Raw genomic sequence first — 20,255 nt, 5'->3', positions numbered from 1 at the left:
GCGCCTACGACAAAATTTCCGGCCGCCTGTCGGCGCGCGCTAGGCTCGCTCGTCCTCAGATCACGAACCGGGTCACGCGACGATGCTCTACGCTGTTCTTTGCTACCACTCCGAAGCGACGGTCACCTCCTGGTCCAAGGAAGAGGACGAGGCGGTCATGGAGAAGCTCCAGGGCGTGAAGCGCCAGCTTGCGGCCGAGGGCAAGCTCGGACCGAACGCCCGCCTGCTGCCCACCACCGCCGCCACCACGCTGCGCAAGTCCGTGGAGCCTCCGCTCGTGATCGACGGCCCGTTCGCCGAGACCAAGGAGCAGCTTCTCGGCTTCTACATCCTCGACGTCGCCTCGCTCGAGGAGGCGCTCGACGCCGCTCGCGCGCTCGGCAAGGTCAATCCCGGCGGCTCCTACGAGATCCGGCCAGTCGGCTACTACGACCCCGCGACCCTCGAACCCGCGCGAGATCCCGTGCCATGACCGACATCGCCTGGATCGACAAGGCGCTCGCCGCCGCGCGGCCGCAGGCGGTCGCGGCGCTCCTTCGCTACTTCCGCGACCTCGACGTCGCCGAGGAGGCGTTCCAGGAGGCGAGCCTGCGCGCGCTGAAGACCTGGCCGACAAGGGCCCGCCGCGCGATCCGGCCGCCTGGCTGATCTTCGTCGGGCGCAACGTCGCGCTCGACGGCAAGCGCCGGCTTTCCCGCCAGACGGCGCTTCCCGACGAGGACGCGATCTCCGATCTCGACGACGCCGAAGCCGACATGGCCGACCGGCTCGACCAGTCCGACTATCGCGACGACATCCTGCGGCTCCTGTTCGTGTGCTGCCACAAGGACCTGCCCGCCACCCAGCAGATCGCGCTCGCGCTCCGGATCGTGTCGGGCCTCAGCGTGCGCCAGATCGCCCGCGCGTTCCTTGTCGGCGAGAGCGCCATGGAGCAGCGCATCACGCGCGCCAAGGCCAAGGTCGCGACGGCCGGCGTGCCGTTCGAGACGCCGGGCGCGGCCGAGCGCGCAGAGCGCCTCGGGGTCGTGGCCGCGATGGTCTATCTCGTGTTCAACGAAGGCTATTCGGCCTCCTCCGACGAGGTCGAGGCGCGCGCCGCGCTGTGCGACGAGGCGATCAGGCTGGCGCGCCTGCTGCTGCGCCTCTTTCCCGCCGAGCCTGAGATCATGGGGCTTGCGGCCCTCATGTTGCTGCAGCACGCCCGCGCCGCCGCGCGCCATTCGCCCGAGGGCGAGATTATCCTGCTCGAGGACCAGAACCGGGGCGTGTGGGACCGGCCGATGATCGCCGAGGGCCTCGCGCTGGTCGACAAGGCTCTGCGCCACCGCCGGCCGGGCGCCTACCAGATCCAGGCCGCGATCGCCGCGATCCACACCCGCGCCAAGACCTTCGCGCAGACCGACTGGCGCGAGATCGACGCCCTCTATGCGGCGCTCGAGCGCCTGCAGCCTCGCCGGTCGTGACGCTGAACCGCGCGGTCGCGCTGTCGAAGGTTTCGGGACCGGAGGCCGCGCTCGACCTCATCGCTCCGCTCGGCGAGCGGCTGTCGGGCTATTTCTACTTCCACGGCGTGACCGGGGCGCTGCTGCTGGAGCTTGGCCGCAAGGCCGAGGCCCGGGTCGCCTTCGACAGGGCGATCGCGCTCGCCAACAGCGCGGCCGAGGCCGCGCACATCAGATCCCAGCTCGACCGTCTTGCGGAGCCGCAGGGCTCCGCCGCAGCCAGCGGCTAGGTCCGGGCGCGCTGAAGGCGCGCCCGGAGGTCGTCTCGATCAACGCTGACGGAAGGGCCGGAGCGCCCGGGGCGTGTAGTAGCACCGGCGACCGACATACTTGCCGCACCAGGCGCCGCGGCGATGGACGCGCGACATTGTCCGGCTGCGGAAGACGCCGCGGCGGCGAACGTAGCGGCGCTTGTGCCAGCGGCGATGGCGCACCTCCTGAAGCTGGCCGAGCTTCAGGCTCGTCATCGCTTCGCCGCGAACCTCGGCGCGCAGTTCCTCGAGCGAGCGCGGGCTCGGCCCGGCGCCTTCCGCGCGCGCCGGGACCGTCTCGGTGATCCCCGCGAGCGCGAACGCGCCGGCCAGTGCGTAGAGCAGCGTCTTCTTCATGGCATGTCCTCCGGTTTCTCCCGCCCCGCGCCCAAGGGGCCCGCTTCGAGGCGGAAGCCGGGTCGCGCCATGCGCTCCAGCCCGTCACGATCATGCGGTGAACGATGATCTAGGGCCGCGACGCGCGTCGTCACCTCTTGGCGTTGCGCGCGTCCTTTAATTCGTCGATCAGCGTCGAGGCCTCGGCCTTGGTGAGGTCGTCGCGATAGGCGGCGGCGCCGGTCTCCTCGGAGAGAGTCTTGAGATAGGACGCTGCGCGCCGGTCATCGGATCATCGCCCGACACCCAATCGGAGGGATCCTTCTCCGCGTTGCTTTCGGGATCGGGCGCGGTCTTCGGATTGGGGTCGACCCCGCTGCACGGGCGTGTCCGGCGTCGGGGCGTTCGGGTCGGCCGCGCGACGCTCGTCGGTGCGGCTCGAGGGGGTGCTCTTGTCCAGCATGTCTGCCTCCGTTCGATGTTCGTTCCCTATGAAGCGAACGTCCGCGGCGGCCCGTCGTTCCGGCTGTCGAGCCGACAAAAAACCCCGGCGCTGTCTCAGCGCCGGGGCGGATGGACGTCGGATCGGGCTCGCGCCTTACGGGCAGGCGCGCCGGACGCCGTCATAGGTCACGTAGGTGCCCGACGCCCAGTCGTAGGACCGGTAGCGGTTGGCGCACCACTGCTTGCTCCGCGAGCGGGGAGCCGAGCGCGCCGCGTCGGCCGCGATCGCCCCGAGCGCGAAGCCCGCGACGCCGGCCGCGACCGCGCCGCCATAGCCGCGCCGGCCGCGATAGTAGCGCCGGCCGCCGTAATGGCGCCGGTAGCCGTAGCCGCGGCCCCGCCAGTTCCGGCCGCCTCGGAAGCTGCGCCCGCGATAGCTTCTGCCGCCGCGGAAGCTGCGCCCGCCCCGCCAGCTGCGGCCCGCTCTCCGGCCCTTGCGGACCTCCATCAGGTTGCCGGCCTGCATTTCGGCGAGCGCGTTGGCGCGGATCTCGTCGATCGAGCGAGGCGCGGCGCGACCGTCCGCGGCGTGGGCGCGCGGCGTCGTCTCGGCGTATCCCGCGACGCCGATGACGCCGGCGATCGCGATGGCGAAGAACTTTCTCATGAAATGCGCTGCTCCTGCATGCCGGCCGCCGGTCGGCGGCTGACTTTATCGTCCTCACAAGGCCAACAGCCGGAGGGGCTTTTGCGTTGCGTCAAAGCGGCGTGACCACGGCGTGATCGAGGCCGGACGCAAAACGGCCGGGCCGGCTGGCGAGCCGGTCCGGCCTCTGGTTGCGGCGTGGTGATTTACGGGCGGATGCCGATCACGAGGCCCGGACGGTAGCGCCGGCCGCCATAGTAACGGCGCGGGCCGTAATAGCGCCGGCCGGCATATCGGCGTCCGCCGTAATAGCGGCGCCGCGCCAGCTGCGGCCGCCGCGCCACTTGCCGCCGCCGCGCCAGGCGCGACCCGCCCTGCGGTCTCGCACCTGCTGGAGGTCGCCGGCGTACATCGCCGTCATCGCGTTCTCGCGCACCTGCTCAAGCGAGCGCGGCGCCGCATTGGTTTCTGCGGCCGCCGCAGGCTGCACGGTCTCGGCCGCTCCCGCGACGCCGAATGCGGCCGCGACTGCGACGATCGTGAACTTCCTCATGGGGCGATCCTTTCTTTTCTCGGTTTCGCCGTTCGCTTCGCAAACCCGCGGGACGCCGGTTTGGTTGCGCCGGCGGGCAAATAGGGCGGCCGAAACGGAAAGAGCCCCGGCGCGGGGGCGCCGGGGCTCTTCGAACCAGATCGGTCTACCGATCAGTAGATGCCGAAATAGATGCCGGGACGATAACGCCGGCCGTAATAGCGGCGCGGGCCGTAATAGTAGCGCCGGCCGTAGTAGCGCCGACCGCCGTAATAGCGCCGACCGCCGTAGAACCGGCGTCCGCCGTAATAGCGGCGACCGCCCCAGTGGCGTCCGCCGCCGCGCCAGCGCCGGCCGACCGTCTGGACGTCGCCTTGGCGAGGCTCGTCATCGCCTCGGACCGAACCTGCTCGCGGATCTGCTCCAGCGAACGCGGAGCCTTGCTCTCGGATGCGAAAGCCTGCGGAATGGTCTCGGCCACTCCCGTCACGCCGATGGCGCCGGCGATTGCGTAGACGAACATTCTCTTCATAGGTTTCTCCGGTTTCTCTCTTGCGTCCTCGGCTTCCGGCGGAGTTTCCGCCGAGCGGGCCGAAAGACGCGTTCAAGGCGCCGCCCCACCTCGCTATAGACCGCTTTAACGGCGGCCTCGGCCCCACCCTTCGTTCCGGCCCCAAGCCATCTGGTAACGAGTTCGTGATCGACAAGACCGCCCCGCGGGAGAAAGGCGAGACGTTCGATGAAGACCTGCCTCGCAGCGTTCGCTCTCTGCCTGTCGGCCGCTTCGACCGCCGCCGCGGCCGAAGGCGTGTTCGAATCCTGGAAGACGGCCTGCGCCGCGCAGGCCGCCCCCGGCGATTGCCGCGCCTCGACTGAAGCGGCGGCCTCCGGCGCGACGTCCGTGCGCCTCTCCGTGGTGCGCGAGCCCGCCAAGGACGCGCCCGCGCGGCTCGTCGTCGTGCTGGTCGGAGCCGAGCGGCCGGCGCCGCGGCCGCGCATCGCCGTCATTATCGACGGGGGCCCGCCGCTGCGCTTCGCCTCGGGCTCGGACCTGTCGAGCGGCCCCGGCCCTGCGGCGGACACGACCGAGCTTCGCCTCTCCGACGCCGCGACCCGGCGGCTGCTACCGTTCCTGCGGCGTGGCAAGGTGCTTCATGTCACGGTGTCGGGCGAAGGCGGCGAGCAGGTTTCCGCGGCGCTCCCCCTGCCGGGCTTTGCGGCCGCGGCCGCCGAGCTCGACGCCCGCCAGGGCCGCGTCGCCCGGCAGGACGCGCTCGCCGGTCTGATCGGCGCCGCGGCGCCGGGCGCGCTGTCAGGCCGGCGGCGCGACGTCGGGCGCGACGAGATCCCCGAGACGCTGCGCAAGATCATGGTGGGGCGCGACTGCCCGGTCTGGGACCAGACCGAGACGACGCCCTCGTTCCTCGCCGAACAGTCGTTTGCGGCCGATCTCGGGACCGGGCGCACCCTGTGGGCGATCGTCTGCGCCTCGGGCTCCTACAATGTCGACTACGTGCTGTTCGTCGAGGATCCATCGAAGGCCGCCGACCGGTTCGACCCGCTGCTGTTCGCCGCCTTCGTGGAGTCGATCGGCTGGACCGGCACCGACACCCTCGCCAACGTCGCCTACGACCCCGAACGGCGCGAGCTGAAGGCCTTCGACAAGGGCCGCAGCGCGGCCGATTGCGGGCAGGTCGGGCTCTGGGAATGGGTCGGAGCGGCCTTCCGCATGATCGAGTACCGCGCCAAGGAAGAATGCGACGGCGCCGGAAAGCCCGAGAGCTTCCCGATCGTCTTCAGGGGCGAGAGGTAGGGCGGAACGCAGCCTTCAGCGTTAGCAGGAAAGGGCGTCAGAGTTCCCGGCCCAAAAACGGTCGAGCTTGTCCCACCAGCGTTTGCTCTCCGGGCCGAGCCAAGCCTCCACGGCCGAACCTCCGCGGTCGTCGCCTCCCAGCAGGTTCTGCAGGGACTCGAGCATGCCGATCGTCGCGGCTTCACGAACGTAGGCGTCTCCATCGGCATGCCAGGGCTCGACGACAGCGAAGATCGCGTCGAGGTTCTCAGTCCGCTGCGCGTTCAAACATTCCACGACATGCCGGGCCAATTCGGCCAGGGCGAGATAGAGCGGCGGCTCCGCTTCATCGGACCATTCCGCCGTGAACGCTACCCATCGAGGACGGAAAGACGGGTCCGCCGAGAAGATCGGATCGAACATCTCGTCGCGAGTGATCCGAGAAGCCGCCACGTCCTACCCTTGGTCCGCTGCTTTCGCAATCATCTTTCGGCCCGTCATCAAGGTCTACGGGAATGAGCGCGAGCCTCGCCATCAGCCTGCCGCGCCCCCGCGCGTCTCGAGGCTCGCGAAGCCTTCCGGGCCCTCCCCGGCCTCGAACGGGGTCGCGATTTCGACGAAGTCGTCCGGGTAGAAGCCGTTGAAGCGCGTGCGAAGCGCGAGACTGTAGGCGCCGATATGGCCGATCTCGATCCAGTCGCCGGTGTCGACGCTGTCGGGCAGCCAGAACGGCCGGCTGAGAATGTCCACGGAATCGCAGGTCGCGCCCATGACGCGGAACGGCGCAAGCTTCTCGCCCGAGGTTTTCTGCGCGCGGCGGCGCGCGGGGTCCGGGATGAGACGGGCCGGCAGGGTGATGCGGCCGGTCCAGCTGTCCGATAGCGAGCTCCAGACGCCGTCATTGATGTAGAGCCGCTGGCCCTTCTTCAGCAGCACCCGGACGATGACCGACAGGCAGCGCGCCACGATCACCCGGCCGGGCTCGGCGACGAGCGGCAGGTCGCCGAGGCCCCAGGCGTCGATTTCGCCTTCGATGTCCTTCACGAGCTTGCCGACTTCCGGGGCCGGCGGCGCCGGTCGCTTCGGATCCTCGCCGTAGCGCGCCGGAAAGCCGCCGCCGATGTCGAGCCCGGCGAGCTCCACGCCGGCGCGGCCCCGCACCCAGGCGGCGGTGCCGAGCGCGCGCTCATAGGTTCCGAGATCCTCGACCTGGCTGCCGACATGGAAGGTGAGCCCGGCGCGGAACCCCACCCGGTCGATCCGCTCCAGCAACTCGACGGCGTGAGACGGCGCGGCTCCGAACTTCTTCGACAGCTCGTAGGCCGCATGCCCCTTGGTGGCGAGGCGGACAAAGAGGGTGACGTCCTCCGGATCGAGATCCTGCGCGCGCACGATCCGAAGGATCTTCGCGACCTCGTCCTCGTGATCGAGCGCAAGCGTGCGGATGCCGTAGGTCTCGAGCGCGAGGCGGATGTCGGACTGCGCCTTCACCGGATGCATGTAGAGCTGGAGCGCGTCAGGCGAGGCGCCGCGCGCGGCCTCGAACTCCGCGGGGCTTGCCACGTCGAAGGCGGTGACGCCCGCGGCCGCCAGCCGCTCCAGCACGAAGGGCTCGCCGTTGGTCTTGACCGCATAGGCGGTGGTTCCACGGAACGCCGACAGGAACGCCCTGGCGTCCTCCTCCAGCACGAGAGGGCGGAACCCGTAGACCGGCCGGTCCGGCCGGAGCGCCAAAGCCGCCTCGCGGGCGGTCTCGAAACGTCGCATGCCGATGGCCGGCCTCCCTGCTTCGCGTCGGGGCGCGGACGCTAGCATCCTGCGTGCGGCGATCCCAAGACAGGGTCGAGGACAGCGTCGGAGATCGGCGCGCCGCCGGTCGCACGGGCGTGGCGCGCCGACACACCTGACGAAAAAGCGACTCCGCTTAACCACCGCGCCCTGCGCTGCTTGATTTGGCCCGGACGGCGACAGATTGTCCGTCGACGCGCGGGGGTCGGCGGCCGACTCGCGACGGGCAGTCCGAGGACGGATGAGATGAAACGGATCGTGATCCTTGCGGCGGCGCTCGCCGCGGCCGTTCTCGGCGTCGGCGCGGCCTCGGCCGCCGACTATTCGCCCCGCGGCTCGGTCGTGACCTATCGCCATGACCCGGCGTTCGAGCGCGGCTATTCGGGCCTGCTGCCGGGCTGCGACGACCCGGCGGTGCTGAAGTCGGTGACGAGCGCCTTCGCGCATCGCGAGAAGGCCTACTGGAATTCCGGCCTCGAGCTCGTCGAGTTCCGCCGCCCGCGCGAGGTCGGCTATCGCAGCTGGGGCCTGTCCTTCGTTCCGCGCCGTTTCTGCGTCGCGCACAGCTTCACCAATGACGGCCGCAAGCGCCTCGTCTCCTACAACATCGCCGAGCAGCAGGGCTTCGCGAGCCTGTCCTGGGGCGTCGAATGGTGCGTGAGCGGGCTCGACCGGTCGCTCGCCTATGCGCCGGGCTGCAAGATGGCCCGCCCGTGAGGTCTTTCGGGCTCGCGCTCGCGGCCGCGCTTGCGCTCGCGGGCCCGGCCGGGCGCAGTCCCGCGGCGGCCACCAGGCCGGCGAGTTCGATTTCTACGTGCTGTCGCTGTCGTGGTCTCCGACCTACTGCGCCCAGTCCGACCGTCCGGACCCGACCCAATGCGGCCTGTCAAAGCGCTTCGCCTTCGTGGTGCACGGGCTCTGGCCGCAATATGAGCGCGGCTTCCCGAGCGACTGCCGGGTGACGGGCCGCTTCCCGACCCGCGCGCAGGTCGACGACATGCTCGACGTCATGCCGAGCCCGGGGCTCGTGCGGCACGAGTGGCGCAAGCACGGAACCTGTTCGGGGCTCGACCCGCGAGCCTATTTCGACACGGTCCGGGCCGCGGCCGCCAAGGTGAAGACGCCGGCCGACTTCATGAGCGCCGACCGCGAGCGCGACGTCTCGCCCGCCGACGTCGAACGCGCCTTCATCGACGCCAATCCCGGCATGAAGCCGTCGGGGATCGCGGTCCAGTGCCGCGACGGCGACATGCAGGAGGTCAGGGTCTGCCTGACCAAGGACCTCGCCTTTCGCCCCTGCGCCGACGTCGACCGCCGCCTGCCGCGCCTCGCGCGTCTCGGTGCCGGCCTCAGGAGCCCGCTGATGGACCACGACGCGACCGCCGCCATGCGGCTGCACCGCCCCGACGTCATCGAGATCTGGGAGGAGAGCGTTCCTCCGGCCGAGCGCGTCGTCGAAGGCTCTCCGACCTTCCGCACCGCCGTCCACTACGAGGCGCCGGACGGACGCCTGATCACCGGCGTCTGGGAGGCGACGGAAGGCTCCTGGAAGATCGCCTATGACGAATGGGAATGGTGCCGACTTCGCTCCGGCCGCTGCGTCGTGATCCCGGACGACGGCGAGCCCGTGCCGCTCGGCCCCGGCGACGCGCTGGTGCTGGAGCCGGGCTTCACCGGCGTCTGGAGCGTGCTCGAGCCCTGCTCGAAGGACTTCGTCGTGATGCTGCCGCCGCCGGCAGAGGACGAGCCGGACGCGGCGTGAACTATCGCCACGCCTTCCATGCGGGCAACTTCGCCGACGTGCTGAAGCACGTCGTGCTGGCCAAGATCGTCGCGCATCTCAATCTGAAGGACGCTCCCTGGAGCTATCTCGACACCCATGCGGGCGTCGGGATCTACGACCTTTCGGGCGAGGAGGCCGAGCGCACCGGCGAATGGCGCAACGGCGTCGGGCGCCTGCGCGACAAGAGGCTCGGCGAGGCGGCCGAGACGCTGCTCGCGCCGTGGCGGGCGGTGCTCGCCGAGCTTGGCCCGACCCTCTATCCCGGCTCGCCCGAGATCGTCCTGCGCCTCGCGCGCGCCGGCGACCGGCTGCGGCTCTGCGAGAAGCATCCAAAGGACGTCGCCGCGCTCGTCGACGTCGTCGGGCGCGACCGGCGCGCGAAGGTCACCGAGATCGACGGCTGGACGGCGCTCGGCGCCTGGCTGCCGCCGCGCGAGCGCCGCGGCCTCGTGCTGGTCGACCCGCCCTTCGAGGAGACGGGCGAACATGGCCGCATGGCCGAGGCCTTCCTGAAGGCGCACCGCATCTGGCCGACCGGAACCTATGCGCTGTGGCGCCCAATCAAGGATCAGCGCGCCGACGCCGCCTTCCTCAAGCCGCTCGCCGAGGCCGGCGTGCCGAAGCTTCTGGACGTCCGCCTGCTGGTCCGCGCCGCCCGCGACCCCAAAACGCTCGCAGGTTCCGGACTTGTGATCGCCAACCCGCCATGGACGCTCGCGGACGAATTGACGGCTGGGCTCCCTGAGATTGCGCGGGCGCTCGCGCAAGCTGAAGGCGCCGAGGCGCAGATTGAGGCGCTCAGCGTTTAGGAATGAGGCGTTTGAGCGGCAAAAGCGCCATTTTTTCGCCTTGCCATCTCGCGGGCGATATCGTTACCAAGTAGCGTTCGGTCGAGTTTTTGGCTCGCCGGGCCAGACGGCGCGCGGGGGCGGCGCCGGCCGGAGGAGAGAAAGCTTGCTCCGGCAGACTGCTTGGGGAACTTCGATGGCGCAGAGCGGTACGGTTAAATTCTTCAACACTGAAAAGGGTTACGGCTTTATCAAGCCGGACGATGGCGGGACGGACATCTTCGTTCATGTCTCCGCAGTGACCCGTTCGGGCCTCGCGACGCTGTCGGAAGGCCAGCAGGTCTCGTTCGACGTCGAGCCAGACCGCAAGGGCAAGGGCCCCAAGGCCGTCAACATCACGGTGGGCTGACCGGCCGGGGGCGGCCCAAGGCCGCCCTGGCCATTCGTGCGAGAAGCCGACGTCTCGTCCGCGCCCCATCGGGCCGATGAGCGTCGCCTTTTGCGCGTCGGCCTTCCAGCCGCGCCGCAGCTTCAGAAAGTCATGGCGTCCGGGACGCGTCTCGGGCATGAGGGCGGCGCGCGACGCGCCTCGCCGGCGCGCGGCTTCTTCGGTCCATGACGGAGGTTTCGGCCATGCTCGTTCTGCGGTCTTCTCCGCCCTCGCCCTTCGGCCGCAAGGTCAAGATCGCCGCGGCGGCGCTCGGACTGTCGGACCGGATCGAGATCGTGGCGACCGACACGATGAACCCGGACGACCCGATCCGCGCCCTCAATCCGCTCGGCAAGATCCCGGCGCTCGTGCTCGAGGACGGCCTCGTCCTCTTCGACAGCCGGGTGATCCTTGAATATCTCGACCATCTCGCAGGCGGCGGACGACTGATCCCGGCCGAGCCTGCGGCCCGCTTCGCCGCGCTTCGACTGCAGGCGCTCGCCGACGGGCTGATGGACGCCGCCCTGCTCCAGATCTACGAGGCGCGGCTTCGCGAGCCCGACAAGCGCTCCGAGCGCTGGCTGGAGTCGCAGTCCGGCAAGGTGACGCGGGCGCTCGCGGCGATCGAGGCGGCTCCGCCCGCCGTCGAGACCACGGTCGGCGCGATCGCGACCGCCTGCGCGCTCGGCTATCTCGACCTGCGCTTCGAGGGCGGTTGGCGAGCGACCCATCCCGGGCTCGTCGCCTGGCTCGACGCCTTCCGGGCGGCGGTTCCCGCTTACGACAAGACCGCGCCGCACTGAAGAACAGGGAGCGGAGCGGCCTCGCGCCGTCCCGCTCCCGTCACGTCATTTCACTCCGGAATGCGGAGCTTCTGGCCCGGATAGATCTTGTCCGGATGCGTCAGCATCGGCTTGTTGGCCTCGAAGATCTCCGGATAGCGGTTGGCCTTGCCGAGTTGCGACTGGGCGATGGCCGACAGCGTGTCGCCCTTCTTCACCGTGTAGAACTTCGGCTCCTTGGCGCCGCCGGCGACCGTGAGGTTCTCCTCGACCTTCGAGACGCCGAGCGTGTTGCCGGCCGCCACGATGATCTTCTCGCGGATCTCCTGAGAGGGTGCCGCGCCCTCGATCTTCACGGTGTCGCCGTCGACCGTGACCTTCACGTCGTCGCCGTCGAGACCGTGCTTGGCCAGCTCTTCCTTGATCTTGTCGGCGGGCGCGGCCTTGGCCTCGCTCGCGCCGAAGAGCTTCTCGCCCACGTCCTTGATGAAGTCGAAAACGCCCATGGATCCTGCCCCCGTTTGGTGTCTGGCGCGAGGTAGTCTAGGGCGAGGCGGGACTCGGGGTAGAGGACCTTCGGCGCGTCAGAAGCGATAGTTGAGGCCGAACCGCGCGAGCCCGCCCGACGGGCCGATCGAGGCGCCGCCCGGAACGTCGAAGCCGTCCCGGTCGAGATCGACGTAGAGATATTCGGCGCGCGCCGACAGCGCCCCGGTGATCGCGACCTCGACGCCGCCGCCGACCGTCCAGCCGAGCTGGGTCCGGCGGTCGCGCTCGCCGCCGCGCGCGAACTCCGCCGAGGCGAAGGCGACGCCCGCCGTCCCGAACGCGACGAAGCGGTCGAAGGCGTAGCCGACCCGCGCCCGGATCGCGCCGAAGGCCTCGACCTCATAGCGGCCGCCGAGCCTGCGCCCGTCGAGGCCGCCGAAGGAGACTTCGCCCTCGGCCCCGATCACGAGATTGTCGAACTGAGCCGCATAGCCGCCCGCGACGCCGCCGAGCGCGCCCGATCCGCCGAGGTCTCCCGCGCCGACGATCACGCCGACCCAGGGCCCGGTCCAGCGGTCTGCGGCCGCCTCGGACAGGTCCGCGGCCGCAGCCGGCGAGACAAGCGCGAGACAAAGGCCAAGAGACCTGAAGCCAAGAGATCTGAGCGCGGAAGCCGTCATGAACCGTCCGGATGGCGGGCGCGACCGGCCCGTCTGATCCGCCAAGCCTCGCCCGCAAGGCGCGACCATCGGGTTAACGGATCGTTTCGCGGACGATTAAGAGTCGACGGAGTCAACAGAGCGTTAACGACCCTCAGGACGCGAAAAGGCCCCGCGCGGTTTTCCGCGCGAGGCCCTTCCGATCACGAGACCTTGCTCCCTTTAAGGAAGCCAGGCCGATCTCACCAGCCGCCGAACTTGTAGGCGACGCCCGCGGTGACGCGGTTCTCGGTGAGGTTCGACTTCATCGAGCCGCCGCCGGCCTTGAACTTGTCCGTGCCGTAGTCGTTGTAGCGATACTCGGCGCGGGCCGTGACGTTGTCGGCGATCATCGTCTCGACGCCGCCGCCGACCGTGTAGCCGACCGCGGTCTTGCTGTCGGAGGACGGGCCGACCTTGGTCTTGACTTCGCCGTAGGCGACGCCGGCCGCGCCATAGACCATCACGCGGTCCATGCCATAGCCGATCTTGGCGCGGGTCGCGCCCGACCACTTGAGCTCGTTGCGCACGCGGCCATTGCGGTCAGAGCCGGTGTTGTAGTTCAGGTCGGTGTCGACGCCGGCGACGACCGGCGAACCCTCGAACTGGTAATCATAGCCGGCGTAGCCGCCAACCACCGCGCCGTCCGGCTGGGTGTTGGGGCGGCCGTTCTTGTTGTCGGAGCGCTTCCAGCCGTAGCCGGCCTGGGCGCCGACATAGCCGCCGGTCCAGGTGGAGGCGGGAGCGGGCGCGGCGTAGGCCGGCGCGGGCTCGTAGGCCGGGAGGTCCGCGGCGAAGGCCGGGGCGGCGAAGACGACGGCGGCGGCCGCCAGGGACACGATACGCAACATGACGAAACCTCAGCACTCATCCGGACGGGGGAGGTCCGGAACGCGACGGAACAAACGAAACGCGGCGCCGGACAGGGGCGATGCACAAAGCCCCCCGGCGACCTCGTCAATTTACCGGCCAAACATTAGCGAGGCGTAAAGCTTGACCCGCCCTAAACAAAAACCCCGCGACTTTCGTCGCGGGGTTCTCGATTTTGAGGCTGCGGCGGCCGCTGCGGCCGCCCGCCGGATCAGAACGGCGAGTCGAACTTGACCGCGAGGCCGCCCATCACGCGATGCTCGGTGGCCGAGGACTTGAGCGACGAGTTCGGCAGACGGAACGTGTCCTTGCCGTAGTCGGTGTAGCGATACTCGCCGCGCACGAAGACGTTGTCGGTGACCGCGACGTCGACGCCGCCGCCGACGGTCCAGCCGGTCGCGGTCTTGCTGTCCTTGCCGCCGGGCGAACGCTTGACCTCACGATCGGCGTAGGCGAGGCCGGCCGCGCCGTAGACCAGCACGCGATCCCAGGCGTAGCCGACGCGGGCGCGGGTCGCGCCGTTCCAGTCGGAGTTGGTGCGGGTGGTGCCGCCGCGGGCGGCCTTGCGGCCGTCCTGATCGCTCCAGTTGAAGTCGGTCTCGACGCCGACGACGACCGGCGAGGCGTCGAACTGGTAGTTGTAGCCGAGGAAGCCGCCGAGCATCCAGCCGTTCGACTTCTGGTTCACGGCGCGCTGCCAGCCGTGGCCGACCTGGGCGCCGATATAGGGGCCCGACCAGCTGAAGGACGGCACCGGAGCGACGACCGCGGGGGCCGGCTCGTAGGCAGGAAGATCCGCCGCCTGAGCGGCCGGAACGGCGAGAGCGAGAGCGGCGGCCGAGGCTACCCCGAGAGCGATGTGACGGATCATTGTCTCAAGTCCTAAGTTTGTTTGGTTGCCCCAAATTAACGCCGGAGCAGTCGAGCGGATAGCCTGCCATCGCCACAAAACAGAGTCCGTGGCTATCGGGTGACAGTGACTTCCGTTCCTTAACCCCGATTTAACCGCGCAGACCTTTTCGCGGCCCCGATAATGGGCTCATCGCCCACCTTTCGTCTCTCAAATGGCCAGAAAGTGACACAATCTCGTCTTGCAAAGATTGTCACCAACCGGTCGAAAACTTGTATCCGAGTCCAAGAAGAACCCGGTTGTCGGTCGCCTCTGACTTGATGCGGGTGCCGGCAACGCTGAACGTGTCGGCGCCATAATCGGAGTAGCGATACTCGACGCGCGCCGTGACGTTGTCGGTGAGCGCGGCCTCGACGCCGCCGCCGATGGTCCAGCCGACCGCGACGGTGTCGTCCGAGCCGCCCGCGGCCCCGCGGGCGCTGAGCTCTCGGTCGGCGAAGGCGACGCCGGCCGCGCCATAGACGAGGAAGCGGTCGAAGGCGTAGCCGAGCCGGCCGCGCACGGCGCCGGTCCACTTCATCTCCTCGCGCAGCCGCGCGTTGGGGAGACCCGTGAAGGCGCTCGTCACGCGGCTGTCCCGCGCGTCGGAATAGTTGATGTCGGCTTCTGCGCCGAGGACAAGCGGCGAGCCGTCGAACTGGTGGTTGTAGCCGGCGTAGCCGCCGATCGTGAAACCTTCGGGCCGGGTCGTGGGCGAGACGCCGCCGCCGCGGGCGTCGGCCTTGAACCAGTCGTAGCCGCCCTGGACGCCGACATAGGCGCCCGACCAAGAGAACGACGGAACGGCGACGGGGGCGACCGGCTCCAACGACGGCATGTCGGCGGCCTGCGCCGCCCCCGCCGTCATGAGCGCCGCGGCGCCCGAGAGCCAAATCTTGCGAAACATCCAGTTCGACTCCGACGTCGCGACTTTTAAAGCGCGACACAGACCCCCGAAGGTCGATCGGCTCATCAACGTTGATCCCATCGTTTGGTTCCACGCGCAGGCCGCCGGACCCCTGCGAAAAAGAGCAACGGTCTGAGACGGATAGACTCCCGATTGTGGCGCGCCCGCGTCGACGCCATGGCCTCTCGCGGACGTGACCGGCCGGCCGACGTTGATTCTTCTGGAAATTTGCGTCCCGCGGCGCGCGTCTCGCGTATAAGCCCGGCCATGCGCAGGACAGGTCGGACGTCGATGAAGCGACAGAGCAACGGGGCGGCGGCGCGCCCCGGAACGTTTTCGTGAGCGGCGCGGCTCTCGTCACCGGCGCCGGCAGGCGCATCGGCGCCGCGATCGCGCGACGGCTTGCGGCGGCGGGCTACGCCGTCGCGCTGCACTGCCGATCCTCGCGCGGCGACGCAGGCGCGCTGGCCGAAGAGATCCGCGCGGCCGGCGGACGCGCCGAGACCTTCGCCGAGGACCTGTGCGATCCCGCGGCTCCCGCGCGGCTCGTCTCGGCGGCTGTCGCGGCGCTTGGTCCTCTGTCGGCGCTCGTCAATTGCGCGTCGTCCTTCGAGGAGGACGCGGTCGGGTCGCTCGACGCGGATCTGTGGGACCGGCAGATGGCGCTGAACTTGCGCGCGCCGGTGTTCCTCGCCGAAGCCTTCGCGGCGCAGGCGCCCGAGGGCCTCGATCCGTGCGTGGTCAACATCGTCGACCAGCGCGTGCTGAAGCTCACGCCGCGCGCGATCTCCTACACGCTGTCGAAATCCGCGCTCCTGACCGCGACCACCACGCTCGCCCAGGCGCTCGCGCCGAAGGTACGGGTCGTCGCGGTCGGGCCGGGGCCGACCCTGCCGAACCCGCGCCAGTCGCAGGACCAGTTCGCCGCGCAGGCCGCCGCGACCCGATGGGCCGCGGCCCGAGCCCGGAGGACATCGCCGACGCGGCGCTGTATCTCCTCGGCGCGCGCAGCGTCACCGGGGCCATGATCCCGGTGGACGCCGGCCAGCATCTCGCCTGGCGCACAGCCGACGCCATCGACTGAACAAGCCGGCGACGATAGTGCGTGCTTCGAGACGCCTGCTTCGCAGGCTCCTCAGCATGACGAGGAAGTCGGCTCCTCAGCGGTCCTCATGCTGAGGAGCTTGGCGCAAGCCGAACGTCTCGAAGCGCGCAGTTCCCTTTCCGCCCTCGCGGCGCGGCCTCGCCACGACTAGATTCGTTTCAATGACCGAACAGGACCGCCCTCCCCTCGAGCCCGACGACGACATCGTCGAGGAGCGCGAGATCGAGACCGCCGAGGCCGAGCTCGACGCCGCGCCCGAGAGCCTCAAGCGCGGCGCGGAGGTCATCAAGGCGCAGCTCCGCCACCTGCCGAACGGGCCGGGCGTCTACCGGATGTTCGACGGCAAGGGCGAGGTTCTCTACGTCGGCAAGGCGCGCTCGCTGAAGAAGCGCGTCGCCAACTACGCGCGCGGCGTCGGGCACAACACCCGCATCTCGCGGATGATCGCCGAGACCTGCTCGATGGAGTTCGTCTCCACCGAGACCGAGACCGAGGCGCTGCTGCTCGAGGCCAACCTCATCAAGCGGCTGCGGCCCCGCTACAACGTGCTGATGCGGGACGACAAGTCGTTCCCCTACATCCTGATCGCGATGGACCACGCGGCGCCGCAGATCGCCAAGCACCGCGGCGCGCGCAACCGCAAGGGCGACTACTTCGGGCCCTTCGCGTCCGCCGGGGCGGTCGGGCGCACGATCGACGCGCTGGAGCGCGCGTTCCTGCTCCGTTCCTGCGCCGACAGCTATTACGAGCGCCGGACGCGCCCGTGCCTGCTCCACCAGATAAAGCGCTGCTCGGCCCCCTGCACCGGCGAGATCTCGATCGATGACTACGGATTGCTGGTCGACGAGGCGCGCGACTTCCTCACCGGCAAGTCCGACCGGGTGAAGCGCGAGCTGAACGAGGCGATGGCGAGCGCTTCCAAAGCGCTCGATTTCGAGCGCGCCGCCGTCTATCGCGACCGCATCGCGGCGCTCGCGGCCATCCAGTCGAGCCAGGGCGTGAACCCGCGCGACGTCGAGGAGGCCGACGTCTTCGCCATCCACGCCGAGGGCGGGCAGACCTGCATCGAGGCGTTCTTCTTCCGCGCCTACCAGAACTGGGGCGCGCGCGCCTACTTCCCGAAGGCCGACCGCAGCATGGAGCCGCGCGAGGTGCTGGGCTCGTTTCTCGCGCAGTTCTACGACGCCGAGGAGGCGCCGCGCCTCGTGCTGCTTTCCGAGGACGTCGAGGACCGCGCGCTGCTTTCGGAGGCGCTGACCATCAAGACCGGCCGCAAGGTCGAGGTCGCGGTCCCCATGCGCGGCGAGAAGCGCGAGCTAGTGGTCCGCGCCCACGACAACGCCCGCGAGGCGCTCGGCCGCCGGCTCGCCGAGACCTCGACCCAGACGCGGCTGCTGGCGGGGGTGGCCGAGGCCTTCGGACTGCCCTCGCCGCCCGCCCGCATCGAGGTCTACGACAACAGCCACATTATGGGGACGGCGGCGGTCGGCGGAATGATCGTGGCCGGGCCGGAGGGGTTCTCGAAGAACCACTATCGCAAGTTCAACATCCGCCCCGAGGAGCTTTCCGCCGGCGACGACACCGCGATGATGCGGCAGGTGCTGCGACGCCGGTTCCAGCGGCTGCAGAAGGAATCGCCCAAAGACGAGAACGGCAAGGCGCCCGACAACGCCCCGCCCTGGCCCGACCTCGTGCTGATCGACGGCGGACAGGGGCAGCTCACCGCCGCGCGCGAGACGCTGGCCGAGCTCGGGCTCGACGCCCAGGTGCCGCTTGTCGGGGTAGCGAAAGGCGTCGACCGCGAGGCCGGGCGCGAGACCTTCTTCATGGCCGGCAAGACGCCGTTCCGCCTGCCGCCGAAGGACCCGGTCCTCTACTATCTGCAACGCCTGCGCGACGAGGCCCACCGCTTCGCCATCGGCTTCCACCGCGCCAAGCGCTCGAAGGAGTTCGTGGCGAACCCGCTCGACGAGATCGAGGGCATCGGCCCGTCGCGCAAACGCGCTCTGCTCGCCCATTTCGGAACCGCCAAGGCGGTGGCGCGGGCCGGGCTGTCGGACCTCGAAAAGGCGCCCGGGGTCAGCAAGACGGTGGCGAAGGCGGTCTACGACCATTTTCACGACGGCAAAGGCTAAGAGCGCCTCGCTTTGCTCGACCACGCCACGAGGCTCAGCTATCACGGGCCCTCTCGTGAGTTGGGCTCACCGATGCCGGCGCATAATTTTCCCGAGCTCGCCGCTTTCGTCGCAATCGCCCGGCGCCGCAGTTTTCGCCGGGCCGCGGTCGAGCTCGGCGTCTCGCCCTCGGCCGTAAGCCACTCGCTGCGGCAGCTCGAGGACCGGCTCTCACTCAAGCTCGTCAACCGGACGACGCGCAGCGTCGCGCTGACCGAGGCCGGCCAGCGGCTGTTCGAAAGCCTCGGCCCCGCCTTCGACGGCATCGACGCGGCGATCGAGGACCTCAACCAGTTCCGCGACGCCCCCCGCGGGACGCTGCGCATCAACGCGCCGCGTCAGGCCATGCGGCTCGCGGTCGGCGAGGTGATCGCCGACTTCGTCCGCCTCCATCCCGGCATGCGGATCGAGGTCGCCGGCAGCGACCAGCTCGACGACGTGGTGGCGGCCGGATTCGACGCCGGCGTGCGGCACGGGGAGCTGATCGCCGAAGACATGATCGCGACGCCGATCGGCCCGTGGCTCGGCTACGCCGCCTACGCCGCGCCCGGCTATCTCGCGGAAAATCCGCCGCCGCTCCATCCGGCGGACCTCAAGGGCCACTCCTGCGTCGCCTATCGCTTCCCGAGCGGAAAGCCGTTCCTGTGGCGGTTCCGGCGCGACGGCGCGCCGATCGAGGTCGAGCCGGCCGCGACGCTCACCTTCGACGACATGGACCTCGTGCTCGACGCCACGCTCGCGGGCGCGGGCGTCGGCTACATGTTCGAGGCGCAGGGCCGCGCCCATGTCGCGGCCGGCCGGCTCGTCGAGATCCTGCCCGACTGGCGCACCGGCCCGATCCGCTTCTTCCTCTATTATCCCGGCCGCGCGAACCTCTCCTTCGGCATGCGCGCCTTCATCGACTTCGTGAAGCGGCGCAGCCGCGCGATTGATGAGCCCGCCTCACCTCCCCAAGCAGTTTTGAACGCATAGTCGCGCAATCGCCGCCAGCTTACCTCACGTCGCACCGCAACTGACGACCGACACGAGGAGCCCAGCCATGAGCCGCGTCATCCGCTTCCACGAAATCGGCGAGCCCGAGGTTCTCAAGATCGAGGACGTAGAGGTTCCGGACCCGAAGGCCGGCGAGATCCGGATCGAGACCAAGGCGCTCGGCCTCAACCGCGCCGAGGTGATGTTCCGCACCGGGACCTATGTGAGCGACCCGGTCTTTCCGGCGCTCAACGGCTACGAGGCGTCGGGGGTCGTCGAGAAGCTCGGCCCCGGCGTCGAGGGGTTCGCGATCGGCGACAAGGTCAGCGTCGTGCCCTGCTTCACGCTGGGCGAATTCGGCCTCCACGGCGAACTCGTCAACGCGCCGGCCTTCGGCGTGGTGAAGCACCCGGAGAACCTCAGCTGGGAAGAGGCCGCCGCCACCTGGATGATGTTCGTCACCGCCTATGGCGCGCTCGTGGACATCGCGGACGTCAAGGCCGGCGACGTCGTGCTGATCCGCGCCGCCTCCTCGAGCGTCGGCCTCGCGGCGATCCAGATCGCCAACATGCTGGGCGCGGTCCCGGTGGCGCTGACGCGCGGCGGCGCCAAGCGCGACGCCCTCATCGCCGCCGGCGCGAAGCACGTCATCGCCACCGAAGAGCAGGACCTCGTCGCCGAGGTCGCGACGATCACCGGCGGCAAGGGCGCGCGGGTCGCGTTCGATCCGGTGGGCGGGCCGGAGGTCGCCAAGATCCTCGACAGCCTCTCGACCTTCGGGATCTTCTTCCAGTACGGCGCGCTCGACGTCCGCGACGTGCCGGTCTCGGTGATGGCGCTGCTCGGCAAGATGCTGACGATCCGCGGCTACCAGCTTCACGAGGTGACGCAGAACCCCGAGCGTCTCGAAAAGGCCAAGGCCTTCGTGGTCGAGGGACTGGCGTCGGGCGCGCTGAAGCCTGCGATCGCCAGGAGCTTCCGTTTCGACGACATCGTCGAGGCCTACCGCTTCATGGAGTCGAACCAGCAGGTCGGCAAGATCGTGGTGACGATGTAGCGCCGCCGCGATCGGGGCGC

Annotated in this window: 22 protein-coding genes and 3 pseudogenes; 12 read left to right on the top strand and 13 right to left on the bottom strand. The window is 69.7% G+C overall.

Going from position 1 to position 20,255, the window contains the following annotated elements; translation table 11 throughout:
* The first annotated feature begins 82 nt into the window (after positions 1 to 82).
* Both K6K41_RS22035 and K6K41_RS22030 read left to right on the top strand, forming a co-directional pair.
* Positions 83 to 472: a YciI family protein gene (locus K6K41_RS22035; protein WP_261402284.1), complete on the top strand. Its 390-nt coding sequence runs from the start codon at positions 83 to 85 to the stop codon at positions 470 to 472.
* Positions 469 to 1,732: pseudogene (locus tag K6K41_RS22030) on the top strand (RNA polymerase sigma factor). The gene K6K41_RS22035 and the pseudogene K6K41_RS22030 overlap by 4 nt, the downstream one beginning before the upstream one ends.
* Positions 1,733 to 1,771: 39 nt before the next feature.
* Here K6K41_RS22030 and K6K41_RS22025 read toward each other — a convergent pair.
* The 5 genes and pseudogenes from K6K41_RS22025 to K6K41_RS22005 all read right to left on the bottom strand — a co-directional run bounded on the left by K6K41_RS22025 (position 1,772) and on the right by K6K41_RS22005 (position 4,234).
* On the bottom strand, positions 1,772 to 2,110 hold the full coding sequence (locus K6K41_RS22025) for a hypothetical protein (protein WP_261402283.1): 339 nt from the start codon (positions 2,108 to 2,110) through the stop codon (positions 1,772 to 1,774).
* Between the two features lie 130 nt (positions 2,111 to 2,240).
* A pseudogene (locus K6K41_RS22020) lies at positions 2,241 to 2,395 on the bottom strand (DUF3072 domain-containing protein).
* A 292-nt stretch (positions 2,396 to 2,687) separates the two neighbouring features.
* Positions 2,688 to 3,200 (bottom strand): BA14K family protein, encoded by a 513-nt coding sequence (locus K6K41_RS22015; protein WP_261402282.1) that lies wholly within the window; start codon positions 3,198 to 3,200, stop codon positions 2,688 to 2,690.
* Between the two features lie 202 nt (positions 3,201 to 3,402).
* Positions 3,403 to 3,732: a hypothetical protein gene (locus tag K6K41_RS22010; protein ID WP_261402281.1), complete on the bottom strand. Its 330-nt coding sequence runs from the start codon at positions 3,730 to 3,732 to the stop codon at positions 3,403 to 3,405.
* Between the two features lie 145 nt (positions 3,733 to 3,877).
* Positions 3,878 to 4,234 (bottom strand): hypothetical protein, encoded by a 357-nt coding sequence (locus tag K6K41_RS22005; RefSeq protein ID WP_261402280.1) that lies wholly within the window; start codon positions 4,232 to 4,234, stop codon positions 3,878 to 3,880.
* A 216-nt stretch (positions 4,235 to 4,450) separates the two neighbouring features.
* On the opposite strand from K6K41_RS22005, the gene K6K41_RS22000 reads away from it, so the two are divergent.
* Positions 4,451 to 5,524, top strand: a complete 1,074-nt coding sequence (locus tag K6K41_RS22000) for a DUF1176 domain-containing protein (protein ID WP_261402279.1) — start codon at positions 4,451 to 4,453, stop codon at positions 5,522 to 5,524.
* Between the two features lie 21 nt (positions 5,525 to 5,545).
* Here K6K41_RS22000 and K6K41_RS21995 read toward each other — a convergent pair whose 3' ends face one another.
* Positions 5,546 to 5,926, bottom strand: a complete 381-nt coding sequence (locus tag K6K41_RS21995) for a DUF7674 family protein (RefSeq protein WP_261402278.1) — start codon at positions 5,924 to 5,926, stop codon at positions 5,546 to 5,548.
* A gap of 111 nt (positions 5,927 to 6,037) precedes the next feature.
* Positions 6,038 to 7,270, bottom strand: coding sequence for a type III PLP-dependent enzyme domain-containing protein (locus K6K41_RS21990; RefSeq protein ID WP_261402277.1), 1,233 nt, complete (start codon positions 7,268 to 7,270; stop codon positions 6,038 to 6,040).
* A 267-nt stretch (positions 7,271 to 7,537) separates the two neighbouring features.
* Between K6K41_RS21990 and K6K41_RS21985 the strand changes: the two genes are divergently transcribed.
* The 3 genes from K6K41_RS21985 to K6K41_RS21975 all read left to right on the top strand — a co-directional run bounded on the left by K6K41_RS21985 (position 7,538) and on the right by K6K41_RS21975 (position 9,883).
* Positions 7,538 to 8,008, top strand: coding sequence for a hypothetical protein (locus K6K41_RS21985; protein ID WP_261402276.1), 471 nt, complete (start codon positions 7,538 to 7,540; stop codon positions 8,006 to 8,008).
* Between the two features lie 97 nt (positions 8,009 to 8,105).
* Entirely contained in the window at positions 8,106 to 9,053 is a 948-nt protein-coding gene (locus K6K41_RS21980) for a ribonuclease T2 family protein (protein ID WP_261402275.1), read from the top strand.
* Positions 9,050 to 9,883, top strand: coding sequence for a 23S rRNA (adenine(2030)-N(6))-methyltransferase RlmJ (locus K6K41_RS21975; protein ID WP_261402274.1), 834 nt, complete (start codon positions 9,050 to 9,052; stop codon positions 9,881 to 9,883). Before K6K41_RS21980 ends, K6K41_RS21975 begins: the two co-directional genes overlap by 4 nt.
* Here the strand turns inward: K6K41_RS21975 and K6K41_RS21970 are convergent.
* Positions 9,873 to 10,151 carry a hypothetical protein gene (locus tag K6K41_RS21970; protein WP_261405898.1) on the bottom strand — a complete coding sequence of 93 codons (279 nt, stop codon included), beginning with the start codon at positions 10,149 to 10,151 and terminating at the stop codon, positions 9,873 to 9,875. The genes K6K41_RS21975 and K6K41_RS21970 overlap by 11 nt on opposite strands.
* Between K6K41_RS21970 and K6K41_RS21965 the strand changes: the two genes are divergently transcribed.
* Positions 10,059 to 10,271: a cold-shock protein gene (locus K6K41_RS21965; RefSeq protein WP_261402273.1), complete on the top strand. Its 213-nt coding sequence runs from the start codon at positions 10,059 to 10,061 to the stop codon at positions 10,269 to 10,271. The two genes, K6K41_RS21970 and K6K41_RS21965, sit on opposite strands and share 93 nt — an antisense overlap.
* Before the next feature lie 224 nt (positions 10,272 to 10,495).
* Positions 10,496 to 11,095 (top strand): glutathione S-transferase N-terminal domain-containing protein, encoded by a 600-nt coding sequence (locus K6K41_RS21960; protein WP_261402272.1) that lies wholly within the window; start codon positions 10,496 to 10,498, stop codon positions 11,093 to 11,095.
* A 50-nt stretch (positions 11,096 to 11,145) separates the two neighbouring features.
* On the opposite strand, the gene lysM is transcribed toward K6K41_RS21960, so the two are convergent.
* The 5 genes from lysM to K6K41_RS21935 all read right to left on the bottom strand — a co-directional run bounded on the left by lysM (position 11,146) and on the right by K6K41_RS21935 (position 14,927).
* A complete protein-coding gene (lysM, locus tag K6K41_RS21955; RefSeq protein WP_261402271.1) occupies positions 11,146 to 11,580 on the bottom strand; it encodes a peptidoglycan-binding protein LysM in 435 nt (144 codons plus the stop codon).
* Between the two features lie 78 nt (positions 11,581 to 11,658).
* Positions 11,659 to 12,243 (bottom strand): outer membrane protein, encoded by a 585-nt coding sequence (locus K6K41_RS21950; RefSeq protein ID WP_261402270.1) that lies wholly within the window; start codon positions 12,241 to 12,243, stop codon positions 11,659 to 11,661.
* Positions 12,244 to 12,464: 221 nt separating this feature from the next.
* Positions 12,465 to 13,112, bottom strand: coding sequence for an outer membrane protein (locus tag K6K41_RS21945; protein WP_261402269.1), 648 nt, complete (start codon positions 13,110 to 13,112; stop codon positions 12,465 to 12,467).
* 230 nt (positions 13,113 to 13,342) lie between these two features.
* On the bottom strand, positions 13,343 to 14,002 hold the full coding sequence (locus K6K41_RS21940; RefSeq protein WP_261402268.1) for an outer membrane protein: 660 nt from the start codon (positions 14,000 to 14,002) through the stop codon (positions 13,343 to 13,345).
* Positions 14,003 to 14,234: 232 nt separating this feature from the next.
* Positions 14,235 to 14,927, bottom strand: a complete 693-nt coding sequence (locus tag K6K41_RS21935) for an outer membrane protein (RefSeq protein WP_261402267.1) — start codon at positions 14,925 to 14,927, stop codon at positions 14,235 to 14,237.
* A 338-nt stretch (positions 14,928 to 15,265) separates the two neighbouring features.
* Here K6K41_RS21935 and K6K41_RS21930 point away from each other — a divergent pair.
* The 4 genes and pseudogenes from K6K41_RS21930 to K6K41_RS21915 all read left to right on the top strand — a co-directional run bounded on the left by K6K41_RS21930 (position 15,266) and on the right by K6K41_RS21915 (position 20,235).
* Positions 15,266 to 16,011, top strand: a pseudogene (locus tag K6K41_RS21930) (SDR family oxidoreductase).
* Positions 16,012 to 16,193: 182 nt separating this feature from the next.
* Positions 16,194 to 18,167: an excinuclease ABC subunit UvrC gene (uvrC, locus tag K6K41_RS21925; protein ID WP_261402266.1), complete on the top strand. Its 1,974-nt coding sequence runs from the start codon at positions 16,194 to 16,196 to the stop codon at positions 18,165 to 18,167.
* 72 nt (positions 18,168 to 18,239) lie between these two features.
* Positions 18,240 to 19,178, top strand: a complete 939-nt coding sequence (locus tag K6K41_RS21920; protein ID WP_261402265.1) for a LysR family transcriptional regulator — start codon at positions 18,240 to 18,242, stop codon at positions 19,176 to 19,178.
* A gap of 67 nt (positions 19,179 to 19,245) precedes the next feature.
* Entirely contained in the window at positions 19,246 to 20,235 is a 990-nt protein-coding gene (locus tag K6K41_RS21915; protein WP_261402264.1) for a zinc-dependent alcohol dehydrogenase family protein, read from the top strand.
* The last annotated feature ends 20 nt before the right edge of the window (positions 20,236 to 20,255 follow it).

It is taken from the genome of Chenggangzhangella methanolivorans, from assembly GCF_019797865.1.
In the GTDB taxonomy this organism is placed as follows: Bacteria; Pseudomonadota; Alphaproteobacteria; order Rhizobiales; family Methylopilaceae; genus Methylopila; species Methylopila methanolivorans.
Note: the sequence above shows the minus strand (reverse complement) of the source record. Positions and strands in the feature narration are given on the sequence as shown.